The organism is Streptomyces kronopolitis (assembly GCF_014646275.1).
Lineage (GTDB): Bacteria > Actinomycetota > Actinomycetes > Streptomycetales > Streptomycetaceae > Streptomyces > Streptomyces kronopolitis.
Window position 1 is genome coordinate 1 of the sequence record NZ_BMND01000005.1, and the last position, 17,739, is coordinate 17,739.

The following is a 17,739-nucleotide window of genomic DNA, read 5'->3' on the forward strand; positions in this document are numbered from 1 at the left end:
GGGAGGGGACGGGCCGGAGGGGGTGGGTGTTCGGACGTAAAGCGAAGCAGTCCGAACACCCACCCCCGCAGGACCGTCACCGCACCCAACACCCACCGCCCGCCGCAGGCGCAACGGCGAAACACCCCCACGGCGGGAAAGCCGACAACGCGGAAAACGGCCCCGCGCAGCGGAAAGACAACGACGGGCGCACCGCGAAGCGGGCGATACACGGCGAGAAAACAACCACGGCGGAAAAGCCGAAAACGTGGGAAAAACCTAGGCCTCGGGGCCGAACCGGCTACGGACAGCCGTCTGGACCTCGGCCTCCTCTGCCGGGTCGGCGGCAAGGCGGCGGAGTTGTTCGACGACCCGGTCGTCGCCCGTGGCGGCGTGGCGGGCGGCCAGTTCGCGGGTGGTCTCCTCGCAGTCCCACAGGCACTCGACGGCGAAGCCGGCCGCGAAGCCGGGGTCGGTGACGGCAAGTGCGGCGGCGGCCCGGCCGCGGAGGTGGGAGGAGGAGGTCTCACGGTAGATGTGCCGCAGCACGGGGGCGGCGCAGCCGACGCCGAGCCGGCCGGTGCCGTCGACCAGCTCCCACAGGGCCTCCGCGTCCGGGCCCTCCTCGCGGACGGTCCGGCGCAGCGCGGCCAGCACCAGCTCGGTGTCGCGCGGCCCGCCGCGGCGGGCGAGCATCGCGGCGGCGGTGGCGAGCAGCCGGTCCGCGCCCGCCGCCCAGTCGCGGGCCCGCACGACGGCGGCCACGTCCTGCATCCGTGCGAACGAGGCGAGCGCGGCGGCGACCAGCGGCTCGGAGGAGAGGGGGCAGCAGACCGCGGCCTCGATCAGGTCGAGGGCCTCGGCGTCGCCGCGCTCGGCGAGGTGGTGGAGGGCGGCGGCGCGCGCCGCGTCCGGTCCACTACGGGCGGCACGCAGCAGCTCGGGGCGGTCCTCGGGACCGGCGACGGCGCCGAGGCAGCGGGCGGCGGCGAGATGACGCCGCTCCTCCGGTTCCCGCTCCCGTCCTTCCTGGGCCCACTGCAGAATCTCGGTCACGCTCCAGCCGGGGCGCGGCCCGCGCGGCCGCAGCTGCCGCTGCCAGCGGTCGAAGGAGCCCTGCTCCCCGGCGGCGGCCAGTCGCGCAGCGTAACGGGGGTCCTCGGCCCACAGCCGCCAGGGCCGGGGCTCGAAGGCGTCGCGGACGGCGGCGGCCAGTTCGGCCTCGCCCTCCTCGGTCCCGGGGAAGCGGGCGAGGACGGCGGGGGCGAGGGTCATCAGCCCGGCGTCGTCGTCACGCAGCGCGAGCTCGTCCAGGGCCCAGCGCCAGTTGCTGCCGGCGGCGGCGTAGCCGCGCAGCAGCAGCCGGGCGGCGTCGCGGCCGTACGCGGCGAGGTGGCCGAGGACGGCGAGGGCCAGGCCGGTGCGCTCCTCGCCGGTGTCGACGAGGTCGTCGGGGTGGAAGAGGTGGCGTTCGATCTCCTCGAGCCCGCCGTCGAGCTGCATGTAGAGGCGCGCGTAGTACAGCGAACGGTTCTCGACCTGCCAGTCACGGCGGGGGTCGCGCAGCACGCTGTCGTTGAGTGCCGCGAGCGCCTCGGCCCGCGGCGCCGCCAGGGCATGCAGGGTCCCGTCGCCGCGGCCTCGCTGGAGGAGGCCGAGCAGGGTGCCACTGGGCGCTATGTCTGGATCGAACATGAGGTCAGCATCCGGTGCGGGGGGCAGGGTGGCAACGGGATTTCCGCTGACCGGCATTCTTGCCGGTGACCACGGGCCGTATGCGTCGTTCCCACCATGGATCGGGGGAACGCCTCTTTGTACGGCGGCCGAAGCCTAGCCTGGAAGCCGTCATTCCGCCGATTCGGTGCGAGGTTGCCCCGCAAAGCCGGGGGCATATGCCAGATGCACCACCGTATCGGGTAGTGCCAAATCCCTTACAGACGGTCGCTGCCTGTGCAACAGTCGTTACCGGCCCTTCAGCCCGGCGCCGCCTGATCACGGAGTACGTCATGCCGTCCCCTCTCTTCGCGGATCACTCAGCAGACCGGCCCCCCGAGCGCGACGCGGTCGAGGCACTCATCACGCAGGCCCGCCGCCTGCGCGGTGGCCTCGACGCGGTGCGCCGGGAGTCCGCGGTGGACACCGGCCTCGCCCCCGACCCGCAGCTGCGCTGGCAGCGGGCGCTGTGCGATCTCGCCGCGCACCACCTCGACGACCTCGGGGGCCATCTCGACCAGCTGAGAGAGGGCCTGCCCACCGAGAGCGACCACGACAGCGCTCCCGATGCCGCTCCCCCCGCCCCGCCGGAGCCCGCGCCCCATGAGCGCGGCGCGCTGCTGCGCCGGGTGGGCAGCGCCGAGTGGAATCTGCTCACCGACGAGGTCAGCTGGTCCGACGAGCTGTTCGCGATGTTCGGAAGGGCACCGGAGGACGGCCCGCTCACCCTCGACGAACTGCCCTCGCTGGTGCACGCCGAGGACCAGGAGGGCCTGGCCGCGATGGTCACCGACTGCCTGGTGGACGGCCGGCCGATCGACGGCGAGTTCCGCATCGTGCGGCGGGACGGCAGTCTGCGCACGGTGCACATGGTGGGCGAGCCGGTGCTCGACGCCGACGGCTGTACCGCCTGCATGTGGGCCGTGCTCCGGGACGTCAGCGAGCTGCGCCGAAGCCAGCAGGCGGTGCGCGAGACCCGTGACTCGCTGCACCACGAGCGGCGGGTCGCGCAGACCGAGCACCGGCTCGCGGTCGAGCTGCAGGAAGCCGTGCTGCCGCCCTGGCGCGGCTCCCTGCGGTTCCCGCAGGGCGGTCCGGTCGCCCTCGATCTCGCCGGGCGCTATCTGCCGTCCGGCACCCGCGCCCTGATCGGCGGCGGCTGGTACGACGCGCTGCAACTCCCCGACGGGCAGACGCTGCTGAGCGTCGGCGATCTCACCGGGCACGGCATCACCGCCACCTCCGGAATGGCGATGGTGCTCGGCGCGCTGCGCGGCATGGCGGTCGCCGGCCACCGCCCGGGTCCCCTGATGGGCCTCCTCAACCAACTGCTGGACAGCGCCGCCCAACCGGCTCTCGGCAGCGCGGTGTGCGGCTGGTTCGATCCCGAGCACCGCACGCTGGAGTGGGCCCAGGCAGGGCACCCTGCACCGCTGTTGTTCCGTCGCGGCACGGGGCGCGCGCTGGACCCGCCCGACGGCGTGCTCCTCGGGGCGACCTCGGGCGCGTCCTACACCCAGCACACCGAGCAGCTGGAGCCCGGCGACCTGCTCGTGCTGCACACCGACGGTCTGGTTCCGCGCCAGGCAGCGGGCGGGGCGGCCGCCCATGAGGGTGCCGAGCGGCTGCTCGCCCTGGCGCCGCGGTTCGCCGCGGCGCGCAGCGCGCAGGACAGCGTCCGCATCGTCGTCGAGGAGTTCGGCAGCGGCGAGCGCGAGGACGATGCGTGTGTGCTGATCGCCAGGGTCGGCGACTGACGCACACCCCGCTTGCTGAGGGCGGTCCGGCGGATCCTTCGCCGGCCGCCCCGGAGGCGTCGGTGGGCGGGTGAGATCCGGACAGCGGGGACGGCGGGGCGGAGCACGCTCCGTCGTCCGTCGTGTCGCCCCTCCGGGCGGATGACGCGGCGTGCTGTGCGTGGTCATCTCCGGTCTCAGGCCGAGAAGTTCCCCCCGAGGCCCGCGCCGATTCCCGGGCCCAGGCCCGACCCCTTGGTCTTCGGCTTCGCCTTCGGCAGGACATCCTGGATCTCCTCACGCAGGTCCTGGATCTTGGCGAAATTCGCGTACTGGCCGGTGAGCCGGAACATCTCGCGCAGCCGGTCCCAGGTGCGATGGGAGGAGTTCTCCCCGATGGAGACCAGCGCCAGCCTGGCATAGCGGTCGGCCTGCTCGGGGTCGTCGCCGAGGAAGCAGGCCGAGGCCATCGAGATGTAGTCGAAGATCTGGGACCGCTGACGGCCGTTCTCGCGCAGCCGCAGCGCCTGCTTGGCGTGGTGCTGGGCGATCCTGGCGGCGGAGGGGTCGTGGTCGGCGAGGGTGCGGAAGGCCAGGGCCTGCATACCGTGCAGATCGGCCTCGTCGAACATCTGCATCCAGCACGGCGGCGGCACATCGCCCTTGTCCGAGACGAACAGCTCCTCCGCCTCGCCCAGGGTGCGCCGCATCGCCTGGCCCTGGCCCTTGGACGCCTGCGCCCAGGCCTCGATGGTGTGCAGCATGGCGCGGGTGCGCGGCAGGGTCTCCTCGCCGGAGCCCGACTTGGCCAGCTTCATCAGGTCCAGCGCGTCGTCGGGGCGGCCCAGATGGACCATCTGGCGGGCGGCGCGGGAGAGTGCCTCACCGGCGCGCGGGCGGTCGCCGCCCTCGCGCGCCGCATGGGCCGCGATGATGAAGTACTTCTGGGCGGTGGGCTCCAGGCCCACGTCATGGGACATCCAGCCGGCCAGCACCGCCAGGTTGGCGGCCACTCCCCACAACCGGCGCTGCAGATGGTCGGGGTGGTGGTAGGCCAGCATCCCGCCGACCTCGTTGAGCTGGCCCACCACGGCCTTGCGCTGGAGTCCGCCGCCGCGGGCCGCGTCCCAGGCGCGGAACACCTCGACCGAGTGCTCCAGCGCGTCGACCTCCTGGGAGCCCACGGGGGCGGCCTCGTAGCGGTCGAGGCCGATCTGGTCGAGGTCGTCGGCGGAGTCGGAGGCGAACGGGTGGCGTGGGCCGGCGGGGGCCGGGGCGGTGTGCAGCCAGTCGTACATGGCGCCGGTGAGTGCGGAGCCCGCGGCGAGTGCGGCGCCCGCACCCACCAAGCCGCGTCGGTTGAGCATGAGGTCCATTCCCGTGAATTCCGTGAGGACCGCAGCGGTCCGTTCGGGAGCCCACGGCAGACCGTCCAGGGCCTGCCGCTTCCCCGAGCGACCCGTTCTTGCGAACCCGAGGTCCTCGATGGTTACGACACGGCCGAGGCGCTCGGTGAACAGGGAAGCCAGAACCTTGGGCACCGGATCGCGGGGGGTCTCCCCCATATCGATCCAGCGCCGCACTCGCGAGGTGTCGGTCGCCAGCTGCGGATGGCCCATGGCCGCCGCGTGCCGGTTGACCAGTCTCGCCAGCTCGCCTTTGGACCAGCCGGCCAGACCGAAAAGGTCCGCGAGACGGGTGTTCGGCTGCCTGTCCACGTCAAGCCCCCAGGTTCCTCGACTGAGTTGACAGTAACGGCCGGTGACAGGGGCTGTGGGCATTCGCCAGGGTTCGCCAGGGTGCGCCAGATGGTCTGCCACCCGCAGCCGCGTGTTCTGTAGACGTGCCGCCCCCGGCCTGGTGGCGGGACCGCATTCCCCAGGGTGCGCGCCCTGCACAGGGACCCTGGATCGGCCTCCTGCACGGGGCCCGTTCACGGGTTCCCACCACCGGGCCGGGGAGCGTACGCAACTCGCCGGCGCACGAAGGGATCTGTTTCACCCATGTATGCAGCATCGTCCGCCGTGACCGTCCCCCGGCCGCACCGTCCGCACCCCACCGGCAGCGGGCCGTATCTCGACCCCGCGCCGTCCGCGGGGGCGGTCACCGGCCTCCCCGGCGGCCGGACCCGGCGGGCGCACGGCACGGGCACCCAGCCGCTCAGCGGCCGGCTCGACCTGTCCGGCCCCCAGGGCGCCCAGCTGCGCGCCGCCGTCGCCTCGGTGCAGCGGATCTGCCCGGAGTTCAACCCGGTGCAGGTGCTGCGCCGCAGCGGCAAATCCGTCCTGCTGGTGGGCACCACGGGCCGGATGACGGCGGTGGCCAAGTGTTTACTGGACCAGTCCCCCGCATGGGCGGAACGCTTCCGGCAGGAAATAAGCGCATACCGCGCATTCGTCCGGCATCGTCCGCCGGTTCGGGTGCCGCGGCTGGTGGCGGCCGACCCCGACAACTGCACGCTGATCGTGGAGCGGATGCCCGGCCGGGTCGCCGCCCTGACCCGGCACCCGTCCGAGGCGCCTCCCCGCGCGGATGTGCGCGCCGCGCTCGGCGCGATCTGCCGGGTCAACCTCTGGCGTCCGCCGGCCGGACTGTTCGACACCCCGCTGGACTACGCGGGCCGGATCGGCCGCTACCACGACCTGGGGCTGTTGACCGACCGTGACCTGGGCGATCTGCAGAAGCTGCTGCACGGCCTGTCGCACACCCAGGGCCAGTTCTGCCACGGCGACGCGCTGCTGAACAACGTGCTGCTGTCCCCCGCCGGCCCGGTGCTGCTCGACTGGGACCACGCGGGCTGGTATCTGCCGGGCTACGACCTGGCGACGCTGTGGTCGGTGCTCGGCGACGCGCCGGTGGCCCGCCGCCAGATCAGCCAGCTCGCCCAGAACGCCGGACCGGCCTCGCGGGACGCCTTCCTGGTGAATCTGATGCTGGTGCTCACCCGCGAGATCCGGCGCTACGAGACCGCGATCCAGCGGACCATGCACGAGCCCGCGCCGACGGGCGCACCGGGCCCGGGACAACCCGGTGCGGCCGCGGCGGGCGAGGAGCAGCGGCTGCTCCTGCGCCGGTTGCACGACGACTGCCAGATGGCGCGCCGTGCGGTGCGGGCGGCGGTCGGCACCCCCTCGGGGGATGATGAGCGGCGCGCCCGGGCACGGGGCGCGCCGCTCAGTCATGCGCCGCCCAGGCCCGGACCGGCGACGGTCCGGCCTCCCACCGCCGGTCCGGGCCCCCGTCCGGCCAAGGTCCGCCACGTCCCGCGCGCCACCGCGGCCGCGTTCGCGGGGCCCCGCCCGCGCCCCCGCGCCTCCTCCCCCACCCCGTCATTGGTCCATTCCACTGACGCCCCGCAGGCCCGGCGCGGTGCCGGGAAGACTCCTCGTGAGACGCCCTGACATGCGACATCCCGACAAGGCATGGTGATTGACGGACCGTCGGCACACGTATAGCTCTGTGCCGACGGGGGCTCTAGTCTCGGGTCCCGCCCGTGCGGCCGTTTGCGCACCCACCGTCACACCGCCCGGCTCGGGCCGGCTCGAGGAGGTTGCTTTGCGAGGATCCGCCCCGGAAGACGAGAAGAGATTCCACCGCCCCGCCCTGCGCAGATCCGCCACCGCCGTCGCGGCGGCGGTGCTGCTGCTGCCGCTCTCGGGAACGCCCTCCGCCACTGCCGGGCAGCCCCGGACGGACGCGTTGCAGCAGGCGTTCACGGACGCCGCCGCCCGCTTCCACGTACCGCGCAGCGTGCTGCTCGGCGTCTCCTACCTGGAGTCGCGCTGGGACGGCCACGGCGGCGCGCCCAGCGTCTCCGGGGGCTACGGCCCGATGCATCTGACCGACGCCCGCACGGCGCTGGCCCGGACGCCGGAGTTCAGCACCGGCGACGAGGACGCCCGCGGCGACGACGCCCGGCCGCACAAGACGCCGACCGGCCCGGCCCGGCGGGCCGCGCTGCCCGCCGAACTGCCCGCCCGGCTGCGTACCTTGTCGACGGCCGCCGAACTGACCGGGCTGCCGGCCGAGAAGCTGCGGACCGACCCCGCGGCGAACGTGCTCGGCGGGGCGGCGCTGCTCGCCGCCGGGCAGCACCAGCGGGGGCGGTCCGCGTCGGCCGATCCGGCCCGGTGGTACACGGCCGTGGCGCGCTACGGCAGCCAGGACGACGCCCGCGCCGGCAAGGCCTTCGCGGACGAGGTGTACGAAGTGATGCGCCACGGCCAGTCGCGCACGACCGACGCGGGGCAGCGGGTCACGCTGGCCGCCTCGCCGAAGCTGACCCCCGATGCCGCACAGCAGAAACGTCTCGCCGCGCCGGCCGACCGGAGCGCGGCGGCAGTCGCCGCCCGCAGGACGGAGTGCCCGTGGACCGTTGCCTGCGAGTCGGTGCCGGCGCCGTACGAGGAGTTCGGCGACGGCGACTACGGCAACCACGACAAGGCCGACCGGCCCGAGGACCAGCGGGTCAGCACCATCGTCATCCATGACACCGAGGGGTCCTGGGAGACCACCCTGAAGCTGATCAAGGACCCGACCTATGTGTCGTGGAACTACACGATCCGCTCCTCGGACGGGCTGATCGCCCAGCATGTGCCGACCAAGGACGTGGCCTGGCACGCGGGCAACTGGTACATCAACTCGCACTCCGTCGGCATCGAGCACGAGGGCTTCCTCGCGGCGCCGGACGCCTGGTACACGGAGGCGATGTACCGCGCCTCGGCCCGTCTGGTGAAGTATCTGAGCCGCAAGTACGACGTGCCGCTCGACCGTCAGCACATCCTGGGCCACGACAATGTGCCCGGGACGACCACGGCCACGATCCCGGGCATGCACACCGACCCCGGGCCGTACTGGGACTGGGCGCACTACTTCACCCTGCTGGGCAAGCCGTTCCGGGCCACCGCGGACGCGCGGGGCGGACTGGTCACCATCCGCCCCGACTACGACCGGAACCAGCCCGCCTACACGGGCTGCGAGAAGCCCGGGGACGCCTGTGAGGCGCACGGTTCCACGGCGGTCCGGCTGCACACCGCGCCGAGCGGGGACGCACCGCTGGTCAGGGACATCGGACTGCACCCGGACGGCGCTGACTCGACGACCGGGGTGAACGACACCGGCGCCCGGGCCTCGACGGGCCAGCAGTTCGCGGTGGCCGGCCGGGACGGCGACTGGACGGCGATCTGGTACCTCGGGCAGCGGGCGTGGTTCCGCGATCCCCACGGCCACCGGGTGGCGGTGAACGCGAAGGGGCTGGTCGCGACGCCGAAGGAGGGCCGCACGGAGATCCCGGTCTACGGCCGCGCCTACCCGGAGAAGGACGCCTACCCGGACGGGGTGCCGTACCAGGCGGTCTCCGCGCTGCCGTACAAGCTCGCCGCCGGCCAGGAGTACGTGGTCGGGGGCCGGATGAGGGGCGACTACTTCTACGCCCCGACCTTCGATGTCACCAAGCACGCGATCGTGCGCGGTGAGGACGTCTACTACGAGATCCAGCTCGGGCACCGGGTCGGCTATGTGCGGGCGGCCGACGTGGACGTGCTGCGCTCGGGCTCCTAGGGGGACACCGGCCGGGTGAACGCCTCGCGCCCGGTGGACGGATTCCGTCCACCGGGCGCGATCATGTCCGCTCCGGTACTGCGCCGGGAGGTCAGCCCTGCTGGAAGAGCTCCGCCGGCAGCGGCTTGAGCAGGGCGTAGAGGTCGTCGGTGATCGGCCGGTCCCAGCTGGCGATGGTGACCAGCACGCCGTCGCTGCGGTCGAACTGGGCGCAGGAGATCCGGCTCTCGGAGCACTTGATGCGCTTGACGATCAGCAGGTTGTCCTCGTGCATCACGGGGGTGTCCTCGCTCTCGACGACCGTCACCGGCTCGTCGTTGCCGAGCGCCGCGAGCAGCTGGGCCACCTCGAAGGGCACCTGGTCGTCCGCCAGCTCGCGGGCCGGGGAGCCCTCCGGCAGATTGCCGATGATCATCGCGGGGCCGCGGCCGCCGAACAGGTCGTAGCGGAGGAAGACCCCCTGGCAGGTGCCGTCCGGGGCGGGCAGCAGGCCGGCCCCGAGATTGCCCGGCCAGTCCCCGGGGTCCATGGCGAGGACGTCGAAGTCAGGCCCGGCGGGCGTGGCTGCGCTGCGGCGGCGGAGGAAGGACATGCCGCCATCGTACGTGGCCCCGGCGGGCGCGCCGCGCCGACGTCGGGGGCGGGCGACGGCCGGTGCCCGGCGCCCACCGTCCGCCGCACCGCCGCTGGTCAGGCCCGGTCGGCCAGCGCGCGGAGCCGGCGCAGCGCCTCGTCGGCCGCGGCATACGGCACGAAGAGGTGATCGTGGTGGAAGCCGGCGACGACATTGCAGCTGAGACCGGCCTGGGCGAGCGCGGTGGCGACGGCGGCGGTGAGTCCGACGGCGTCCAGCGCGGAGTGCACCCGCAGGGTGATCCAGGCGGCGACATAGTCGTATGCCAGGCCCGCGCGGTCGGCCTCTTCCTGGTGGACGACGAGGGTGCGGCCCTCGGGCTCGGTGACCGTGACCACCGGCGTCAGCCCCTCGGGGAGGGCGCCGGGCACGGTCGTGAACACGAAGCGGCCCGGGTTGATCTCCGGACGCATTCCGCTCAGCAGGGCCCTCAGCTCGCGTTCGCCACTCATGGTGCCCACCCTACGGGCGTCTCGACGCGGGTCGGGCAAGTGCGGTCCCGCCCCTTCGGCCTCCTGCGCCACGGCATCCTCACGGCCCTTCCTCCCCCTGGTGCGCTGACCGCGCCTCCTGTCGGCCGGCTGTCGGCGGCGGTCGGCGCTCTGTCGGCCATCCGTCGGCGGCCGCCGGGACAGTGGAGCCGGTCGGGAACGGCCCGGCCACCACCACCTCGCCCCGACTCCTGGAACGGCGCTCCCGGCCTCACCTGCCGGGAGTCCGTCCAGCGGTCCGCATCAGGAAGGAAGCCCTGATGAACACTGATGTCACGATCATCGGCGCCGGGCTCGGCGGCCTCACGCTCGCCCGCGTCCTGCACGTCCACGGAATACCGGCCACGGTCTACGAGGCGGAGCCCTCCCCGACCGCGCGGGCACAGGGCGGGATGCTCGACATCCACGCCTACAACGGGCAACTGGCGCTCGAAGCCGCCGACTTGACGGAGGAGTTCCGGGGCATCGTCCTGGCCGGCCGCCAGGCACTGCGGCTCCTCGACCCGGACGGGACCCTCCTGTACGACAAGGCCGACGACGGCACGGGCGGACGCCCCGAGGTGCAGCGCGGCGAACTGCGGCAGATCCTGCTCGACGCGCTCCCGGCCGGCACCGTCCGGTGGGGGCACAAGGCCAGCGGCGTCCGCGCCCTCGGCGGGGGCCGGCACGAGGTGGCGTTCGCCGGCGGCGGCACCGTCGCCACCGGCCTGCTGATCGGCGCGGACGGCGCGTGGTCACGGGTGCGGCCGCTGCTCTCCGCCGCCACGCCCGCGTACATCGGCAAGTCGGTCGTCGAGACCTACCTTTTCGACGCCGACGCCCGGCACCCGGCCGCGGCGAAGGCGGTCGGCGGCGGGTCGATGATCGTGCCCACGCCGGACCGGGAGATCTTCGCCCACCGGGAGAAGGCGGACACCCTGCACGCGTACGTGGGGCTGCACCGGGCGCAGGAGTGGTTCGACGCCATCGACTTCACCGATGCCGCCGTGGCCACCGCGCGGATCGCACGGGAATTCGACGGCTGGGCACCGGAGTTCACCGCGCTGATCACCGACGCCGACACCGCCCCGGTCCTGCGCCCGCTCCACGCGCTGCCGCCGGGGCACCGGTGGGAGCGGGTGCCGGGGGTGACCCTGCTCGGCGACGCCGCCCATCTCTCGGCCCCGAACGGCGAAGGCGCCAACCTGGCCATGCTCGACGGCGCCGAACTCGGCGAGGCCCTCGCCGCGCACCCGCACGACACCGAGGCCGCGCTGACCGCCTACGAGCAGGCCATGTTCCCCCGCAGCACCGAGGATCCGCTCCTCGACGGCGCCACGGCCCACGGGGACGCCCCCGAGAGCCACCCGTTCCACGATCTGGTCGTCGCGCGCAGGCGGCACGAGCAGGGCGAGTAGGGCCTGGGCCACACGGCGTCGCCGTCGGCACCGCGGCGCGCTAGGTCAGATCGAATGCTCCTTCGCGGGCGTCGACGACGAAGGCGTGCCACTCGGCGGGGGTGAAGATCAGTGCGGGGATCTCCGGACTGCGGCGGTTGCGCATCGCGATGTACCCCTCGACGAAGGCGATCTGTACGTCGCCCACGCCCTGGGTGCTCGACTGCCATTCGGCCTGCGCCAGGTCGAGGTCGGGCCTGGGCCCGCCCGCGAGCCGCTGCTCGGTGATGCTGTCGGCCACGATTCCCGCTCCTCCCGGTTCGTCGTCCGTGATCAGCGTAGCCAGTGCGTCCGGGGACGGACAGAGGACGTGGCGCGTCGGTGGGGGTGGGGGTCCGGGGGCGGGCGCACGGGGCCGGGCGCCCGCCCCCGGGGGGTGTCAGGTGGCCGGTGCGTCGGTGCCGACCAGCCACATCGCGAAGAACTGGGAGCCGCCGCCGTAGGCGTGGCCCAACGCCCGCCGGGCGCCGTCGACTTGGTGGGCGCCGGCGCGGCCGCGTACCTGGAGGGCGGCCTCGGCGAAGCGGAGCATGCCGGAGGCGCCGATCGGGTTGGTGGACAGCACTCCGCCGGAGGGGTTGACGGGGAGGTCGCCGTCGAGTGCGGTGACGCCGGCCTCGGTGAGTTTCCAGCCCTCGCCCTCGGCGGCGAAGCCGAGGTTCTCCAGCCACATCGGCTCGTACCAGCTGAAGGGGACGTACATCTCGACCGCGTCGATCTGCCGGCGCGGGTCGGTGATGCCGGCCTGCCGGTAGACGTCGGCGGCGCAGTCCTTGCCGGCCTGCGGCGAGACGAAGTCCTTGCCGGCGAACAGGGTGGGTTCGCTGCGCATCGCCCCGCCGTGCACCCAGGCCGCCGGGTGCGGTGCGCGGGCGGCTCCGGCGCGGTCGGTGAGGATCATGGCGCAGGCGCCGTCGGAGGAGGGGCAGGTCTCGGAGTAGCGGATCGGGTCCCAGAGCATCGGGGAGGCCTGCACCTTCTCCAGGGTGAGGTCCTCCTCGTGGAGGTGGGCGTAGGGGTTCTTGAGGGCGTTGCGGCGGTCCTTGTAGGCGACGAGGGAGCCGATGGTGTCCGGCGCGCCGGTGCGGCGCATGTACGCGCGCACGTGCGGGGCGAAGAAGCCGCCGGCGCCGGCCAGCAGGGGCTGCTGGAAGGGGATCGGGAGGGACAGTCCCCACATGGCGTTGGACTCGGACTGCTTCTCGAAGGCGAGGGTGAGGACGGTGCGGTGGACCCGGGCCGCGACGAGGTTGGCGGCGACCAGGGCGGTGGAGCCGCCGACCGAGCCGGCGGTGTGCACCCGCAGCATCGGTTTGCCGACGGCGCCCAGGGCGTCGGCGAGGTACAGCTCGGGCATCATGACGCCCTCGAAGAAGTCGGGGGCCTTGCCGATCACCACGGCGTCGATGTCCGCCCAGGTCAACTCGGCGTCGTCCAGGGCGCGTCGGGCCGCCTCCCGGACGAGTCCGGCGAGCGAGACATCGCGTCGTGCGGCGACGTGTGCGGTCTGGCCGATTCCGGTGACGGCCACGGGCTCCTTGCTCATCACTCACCCTCCAGGACGGCGACCAGATTCTGCTGCAGGCACGGGCCCGAGGTGGCGTGCGCGAGGGCGCGGTCGGAGTCGCCGCGGTGGATGCGGGCGGCGGCCTCGCCGAGCCGGATCAGCCCGGCGGCCATGACGGGGTTGGCGGCCAGCGCGCCGCCGGAGGGGTTGATCCGGACCGCGCCGTCCGCCGCGTCGAGGCCCAGGGCGCGACGCAGCACGACTTCCTGGGAGGTGAAGGGGGCGTGCAACTCGGCAGTGTCCACGGGGCGTTCGAAGGCGCCGGCGCGCTCGGCGGCGAGCCGGGTGGACGGGGAGTCGGTGAGGTCGCGCACGCCCAGGCTGTGGGCCTCGATGCGGTGGTCGAGGCCGCGGATCCAGGCGGGGCGGGCGGTCAGCCGGCGGGCGGTGTCGCCGGCGGCGAGGACGACGGCGGCGGCGCCGTCGCCGATGGGCGGGCAGTCGCCGGTGCGCAGCGGGGCGACGAGGGGCACGCCGGCGGGCAGCGCGCCGCGCAGCTGGGCGTGCGGGTTGGACTGCGCGTCCCGGCGGCTGCGGGCCGCGATCCCGGCCAGCTCCCGCTCGTCGGTCAGCTTCGCGTCGATCAGTGCCCGGGCCTGGAGGGCGGCCAGCGCGACGGAGTCGGGCCACAGCGGGGCGACGTAGTACGGGTCGAGCTGGCGGGTGAGGACTTCGCGCAGGTCGCCGGGCGAGGACTTGCCGTACGCGTAGACCAGCGCGGTGTCCGCCTCGCCGGTGAGGAGCTTCACCCAGGCCTCGTAGAGCGCCCAGGCGCCGTCCATCTCGACATGGGATTCGGAGATCGGCGGCCAGGCGCCGACGCCGTCCAGGGCCATGGTGAAGGAGAAGGCCCGGCCGGCGAGGTAGTCGCAGGAGCCGGAGCAGGTGAAGCCGATGTCCCGGGCCGCCAGGCCGGTCCGGTCCAGGACGTCGTGGAGCACCGGCATCAGCATCTCGACCTCGGAGGTCTCCGCGCTGTCGCGGACGTGCGCGCTCTGCCCGAAGGCGACGATGGCGACCTCGCGCATCACACCAGCTCCTTGTAGCTGTCGTAGTCGGCATCGGGTTCGCCGGTGGGGCGGTAGTGGTCGGGGAAGCGGCCGTCCCCGCTCCACACGGGTTCCACCCGCAGGCCCATGCGGACCCGGTCGTACGGGATGCCGCCGATGCGGGCGTGCAGGGCCAGGTCGGCGCCGTCCAGGGCGATATGGGCGTAGACGTAGGGGACCTCGATATCGAGGTTGCGCGCCTTGATGTTGACGATGCAGAAGGTGGTGACGGTGCCGCGGGGGCCGACCTCGACCTGGGTGTCGGTGGCGACGCCGCAGGTGGGGCAGGCACCGCGGGGCGGGACGTAGACCTTGCGGCAGGAGGGGCAGCGCTCGCCCACGATCCGGTGCGCCGAGAGCTCCTGGAGGTAGCGGGACTGGGCGCGGCCCGGCGCGTAGGTGTAGTCGAGGCGGGCGGGGGCGGTGAGCAGGGTGACGGGGTCGGTGAACTCCCCGCCGTGCGCGGCGGGCAGGTCCTCGCCGGCGGGGCCGTCGTCGGGTACGAAGCAGGCGATGTCGGTGATGGCGCCGGTGCGTGCGGCGGCCCAGCGGACGCGGACCCGCATCCCGGTGCGGACGGCGTCGGGGCCGGTGGCGTCCAGGGCGTGCAGCAGTGCGGTGTCGGCGCCGTCGAGCCGGACCAGGACCCAGGCGAAGGGGGTGGTGAGCGGCTGGCCGCGGCGCGGCGCGGGGTTCCAGGCCCAGGTGGTGACGGTGCCGCCGCTGCCGACCTCGACCAGCTCGCGGAGTTCCTCGGCGGTCACCGGGTCGTACTCGGTGGGCGGGACGACCACCCGCCCGTCGCCCGTCCGCACGCCGAGGACGGTGCGCTCGCGCAGTCCGGTGAGGAAGGCGCTCCGGACGGGGCCGAGCGAGCGGGTGAAGGGGAATTCCACGACGAGGGGCGCCGTGAGGACCTCTGGCACGTCTGGCATACGGATCTCCTTGGGTCAGGCGCGCCGGAAGACGGGGGGACGCTTCTCCGCGAAGGCCCGTGCGCCCTCCTTGGCGTCGGCGGTGGCGAAGAGCGGCCAGCCGCGGGCGAGTTCGTCCTTGAGCCCGTCGGCCTCGGTCATCCCGGCGGTCGCGTAGACGGAGGCCTTCACGGCTTCGACGGCCAAGGGGCCGCAGCCGTTGATGAGTTCGGCGATCTCCAAGGCCTTGTCGAGGGCGCTGCCGTCGGGCACCACCTGGCCGATCAGGCCGATGCGGGCCGCCTCCTCGGCGGTATAGGGCCGGCCGGTGAGCAGCATCTCCAGGGCGTGGGTGTGCGGGATCTGGCGGGCGAGGCGGACGGTGGAGCCGCCGAGGGGGAACAGTCCGCGCCGGACCTCGAAGAGCCCGAAGGTGGCGCCCTCGCCGGCGACGCGGATGTCGGTGCCCTGGAGGATCTCCGTGCCGCCCGCGACGCAGTGGCCCTCGACGGCGGCGATCACGGGTTTGCGGGGGCGGTGGTGGCGCAGCATCGCCTTCCAGTGCAGCTCGGGGTCGGCGCGCAGCCGGTCGCGGTACTGCTCGCCGGCCATCCCGTCGCCCGCCAGGGCCTTGAGGTCCATGCCGGCGCAGAAGGTGCCACCGGCGCCGGTGAGGACGATGGAGCGGATCCCGTCGTCCTCGTCGGCGGCGACCCACCCGTCGTACAGCCCCACCAGCATCGCCGACGAGAGCGCGTTCTTCGCCTCCGGCCGGTTGAGGGTGAGTACCAGGGTCGCGCCGGTGCGCGCCACGGTCAGATGTTCCGTCCCGCCCATTGTGTCCTCCCGTCTCACGACGCAGAACAGGTTGCAGGAGCCGCACGGCGACTTCAAGGCTTTTCTGACAGACAGTCAGATTTCTTGACCGGGGCCCTTCCCAGCTCCTCCGGGCGGCGCTCTAATGACCGCCAAGCCGACGTCCGCCCGGTCTGGAGGAGACGTGGAGTTCAACCTTGCCGACCTCTTCGAGTCGATCGTCGACACGGTCCCCGACCGCGAGGCGCTGGTGTACGTCGAGCACCCGGGCTCCGGCGCCGAGGCGCGGCTGACCTACGCCGAGCTGGACCGCGCCGCCAACCGCCTCGCCCACCACCTCGCCGAGCACGGCATCGGACCGGGTCAGCACGTCGGACTGCACCTCTACAACGGCGTCGGCTACCTCCAGGCCCTCTACGCCTGCCTGAAGATCCGGGCCGTCCCGGTCAACGTCAACTACCGCTACGTGGAAGAGGAGTTGGCCTACCTCTACCGGGACGCCGATCTGACGGCGCTGGTCTACGACGCGGAGTTCACCGCGCGGGTGGCCGGCGCCCTGCCGCGGGCGCCCCGGCTGCGGCACCTGGTCCGGGTCGGCACCCCGCCCGAGGGCGCGCCCCGGCCGTCGGTCGCCCCCGTCGCGCTGGCCGACGCCGAGGCCGGCGCGTCGGCCGCGCGCGGCTTCGGGCCGCGCTCCGCCGACGACCGGATGATCATCTACACCGGCGGCACCACCGGCATGCCCAAGGGCGTGATGTGGCGCCACGAGGACCTGTTCTTCTCCGGGATGGGCGGCGGCGCCCCGACCGGCGAGCCGGTCCGGCGGCCCCAGGAGCTGGCCGAACGGGTCGCGGCCGGCGACGACGGCCTGGTGTTCTTCCCCACTCCCCCGCTGATGCACGGCACCTCCACCCTCACCGCGTTCATCGCCTTCCACTTCGGCCAGAAGGTCGTGCTGCACCGCAAGTACGTGCCCGAGGAGGTGCTGCGGACCGTCGAGCGGGAGCGGGTCACCTGCGTGTCGCTGGTCGGTGACGCCATGCTGCGCCCGCTGGTCGACGCGCTGGCCGGGCCGCTCAAGGACACCGACTGCTCCTCGCTGTTCAGCGTCAGCAGCTCCGGCGCGATCCTGTCGGAGACCGTCCGCGACCGGTTCTGCGCGCTGGTCCCCGGCGCCCTGCTGCTCAACAACTTCGGCTCCTCCGAGTCCGGCTTCAACGGCACCGCCACCGACGACGCGGGCGCCGACCGGGGCTTCCGGCTCCAGGTCAACTCCCGTACGGCGGTGGTGGACCCGGCGACCAACGAGCCGGTGCCGGCCGGCGAGGTGGGCCGCCTCGCCCAGCACGGGCACGTCCCGCTGGGCTACTACAACGACGCGAAGAAGACCGCCGAGACGTTCTTCGAGGCGCGCGGTGAGCGCTGGGTGCTGCTCGGCGACATGGCCACCGTCGACGAGGCGGGCATCGTCACCGTCCTCGGCCGGGGCTCGCAGTGCATCAACTCCGGCGGGGAGAAGATCTATCCGGAGGAGGTCGAGCAGGCGCTCAAGGCGCATCCGGACGTCTACGACGTGCTGGTGGCGGGCGTGCCGGACGAGCGGTGGGGCAACCGGGTCGCGGCGGTGATCCAACTGCGCCCGGGCGCGGGCCCGTTGGACCTCGCGGGGATACAGCAGCACTGCCGGGCCCGGCTGGCGGGCTACAAGGTTCCGCGTGCCGTCGTCTTCACCGACCGCATACGGCGCTCGCCCAGCGGCAAGGCGGACTACCGCTGGGCGAAGGCGGTGGCGGCGGGCGGACGGACCGCCTGAGCCGAGCGGCCGGCCCGTCCGCCGCGCGGCAC

General features: G+C 73.5%; 13 protein-coding genes and 1 pseudogene. 5 read left to right on the top strand and 9 right to left on the bottom strand.

Annotated elements, in window-relative coordinates:
- Positions 1 to 258 precede the first annotated feature (258 nt).
- The gene (locus IEY78_RS07950; protein WP_189096898.1) at positions 259 to 1,674 is read right to left on the bottom strand and encodes a HEAT repeat domain-containing protein; all 1,416 of its coding nucleotides are present in this window, start codon (positions 1,672 to 1,674) and stop codon (positions 259 to 261) included.
- Between the two features lie 311 nt (positions 1,675 to 1,985).
- On the opposite strand from IEY78_RS07950, the gene IEY78_RS07955 reads away from it, so the two are divergent.
- Positions 1,986 to 3,449, top strand: coding sequence for a PP2C family protein-serine/threonine phosphatase (locus tag IEY78_RS07955; RefSeq protein WP_189096899.1), 1,464 nt, complete (start codon positions 1,986 to 1,988; stop codon positions 3,447 to 3,449).
- A 176-nt stretch (positions 3,450 to 3,625) separates the two neighbouring features.
- On the opposite strand, the gene IEY78_RS07960 is transcribed toward IEY78_RS07955, so the two are convergent.
- A complete protein-coding gene (locus IEY78_RS07960) occupies positions 3,626 to 5,146 on the bottom strand; it encodes a DNA-binding protein NsdB (protein WP_189096900.1) in 1,521 nt (506 codons plus the stop codon).
- A 285-nt stretch (positions 5,147 to 5,431) separates the two neighbouring features.
- On the opposite strand from IEY78_RS07960, the pseudogene IEY78_RS07965 reads away from it, so the two are divergent.
- A pseudogene (locus IEY78_RS07965) lies at positions 5,432 to 6,556 on the top strand (aminoglycoside phosphotransferase family protein); the annotation flags it as partial.
- A 427-nt stretch (positions 6,557 to 6,983) separates the two neighbouring features.
- The gene (locus IEY78_RS07970; RefSeq protein WP_189096901.1) at positions 6,984 to 8,987 is read left to right on the top strand and encodes an N-acetylmuramoyl-L-alanine amidase; all 2,004 of its coding nucleotides are present in this window, start codon (positions 6,984 to 6,986) and stop codon (positions 8,985 to 8,987) included.
- 91 nt (positions 8,988 to 9,078) lie between these two features.
- Here the strand turns inward: IEY78_RS07970 and IEY78_RS07975 are convergent, their stop codons facing one another.
- Positions 9,079 to 9,579 (bottom strand): hypothetical protein, encoded by a 501-nt coding sequence (locus tag IEY78_RS07975; RefSeq protein WP_129246861.1) that lies wholly within the window; start codon positions 9,577 to 9,579, stop codon positions 9,079 to 9,081.
- A gap of 98 nt (positions 9,580 to 9,677) precedes the next feature.
- Positions 9,678 to 10,073, bottom strand: coding sequence for an ACT domain-containing protein (locus IEY78_RS07980; RefSeq protein WP_189096902.1), 396 nt, complete (start codon positions 10,071 to 10,073; stop codon positions 9,678 to 9,680).
- Between the two features lie 299 nt (positions 10,074 to 10,372).
- Here IEY78_RS07980 and IEY78_RS07985 point away from each other — a divergent pair, with 299 nt between their 5' ends.
- Positions 10,373 to 11,509, top strand: coding sequence for an FAD-dependent oxidoreductase (locus IEY78_RS07985; RefSeq protein ID WP_189096903.1), 1,137 nt, complete (start codon positions 10,373 to 10,375; stop codon positions 11,507 to 11,509).
- Positions 11,510 to 11,549: 40 nt separating this feature from the next.
- Here IEY78_RS07985 and IEY78_RS07990 read toward each other — a convergent pair whose 3' ends face one another.
- The 5 genes from IEY78_RS07990 to IEY78_RS08010 all read right to left on the bottom strand — a co-directional run bounded on the left by IEY78_RS07990 (position 11,550) and on the right by IEY78_RS08010 (position 15,915).
- Complete coding sequence (locus IEY78_RS07990) at positions 11,550 to 11,789, bottom strand: DUF397 domain-containing protein (protein ID WP_189096904.1); 240 nt, start codon at positions 11,787 to 11,789, stop codon at positions 11,550 to 11,552.
- A 138-nt stretch (positions 11,790 to 11,927) separates the two neighbouring features.
- Positions 11,928 to 13,094, bottom strand: a complete 1,167-nt coding sequence (locus IEY78_RS07995; RefSeq protein ID WP_189096905.1) for a thiolase family protein — start codon at positions 13,092 to 13,094, stop codon at positions 11,928 to 11,930.
- Positions 13,094 to 14,143, bottom strand: a complete 1,050-nt coding sequence (locus tag IEY78_RS08000) for a thiolase family protein (RefSeq protein ID WP_189096906.1) — start codon at positions 14,141 to 14,143, stop codon at positions 13,094 to 13,096. The genes IEY78_RS07995 and IEY78_RS08000 overlap by 1 nt, the downstream gene beginning before the upstream one ends.
- Positions 14,143 to 15,090 (bottom strand): Zn-ribbon domain-containing OB-fold protein, encoded by a 948-nt coding sequence (locus IEY78_RS08005; RefSeq protein ID WP_189097130.1) that lies wholly within the window; start codon positions 15,088 to 15,090, stop codon positions 14,143 to 14,145. The genes IEY78_RS08000 and IEY78_RS08005 overlap by 1 nt, the downstream gene beginning before the upstream one ends.
- Positions 15,091 to 15,114: 24 nt before the next feature.
- Positions 15,115 to 15,915: a crotonase/enoyl-CoA hydratase family protein gene (locus IEY78_RS08010; protein ID WP_189096907.1), complete on the bottom strand. Its 801-nt coding sequence runs from the start codon at positions 15,913 to 15,915 to the stop codon at positions 15,115 to 15,117.
- A gap of 163 nt (positions 15,916 to 16,078) precedes the next feature.
- Between IEY78_RS08010 and IEY78_RS08015 the strand changes: the two genes are divergently transcribed.
- Positions 16,079 to 17,707 carry an acyl-CoA synthetase gene (locus IEY78_RS08015; RefSeq protein ID WP_189096908.1) on the top strand — a complete coding sequence of 543 codons (1,629 nt, stop codon included), beginning with the start codon at positions 16,079 to 16,081 and terminating at the stop codon, positions 17,705 to 17,707.
- Positions 17,708 to 17,739 lie beyond the last annotated feature (32 nt).

Excerpts from the sequence above, each read along its gene's own strand:
- IEY78_RS08010 (WP_189096907.1), bottom strand. The coding sequence starts at position 15,915 with ATGGGCGGGACGGAACATCTGACCGTGGCGCGCACCGGCGCGACCCTG.
- IEY78_RS07955 (WP_189096899.1), top strand. The coding sequence starts at position 1,986 with ATGCCGTCCCCTCTCTTCGCGGATCACTCAGCAGACCGGCCCCCCGAG.
- IEY78_RS07980 (WP_189096902.1), bottom strand. The coding sequence starts at position 10,073 with ATGAGTGGCGAACGCGAGCTGAGGGCCCTGCTGAGCGGAATGCGTCCG.
- IEY78_RS08000 (WP_189096906.1), bottom strand. The coding sequence starts at position 14,143 with ATGCGCGAGGTCGCCATCGTCGCCTTCGGGCAGAGCGCGCACGTCCGC.
- IEY78_RS07985 (WP_189096903.1), top strand. The coding sequence starts at position 10,373 with ATGAACACTGATGTCACGATCATCGGCGCCGGGCTCGGCGGCCTCACG.
- IEY78_RS07995 (WP_189096905.1), bottom strand. The coding sequence starts at position 13,094 with ATGAGCAAGGAGCCCGTGGCCGTCACCGGAATCGGCCAGACCGCACAC.
- IEY78_RS07950 (WP_189096898.1), bottom strand. The coding sequence starts at position 1,674 with ATGTTCGATCCAGACATAGCGCCCAGTGGCACCCTGCTCGGCCTCCTC.
- IEY78_RS07975 (WP_129246861.1), bottom strand. The coding sequence starts at position 9,579 with ATGTCCTTCCTCCGCCGCCGCAGCGCAGCCACGCCCGCCGGGCCTGAC.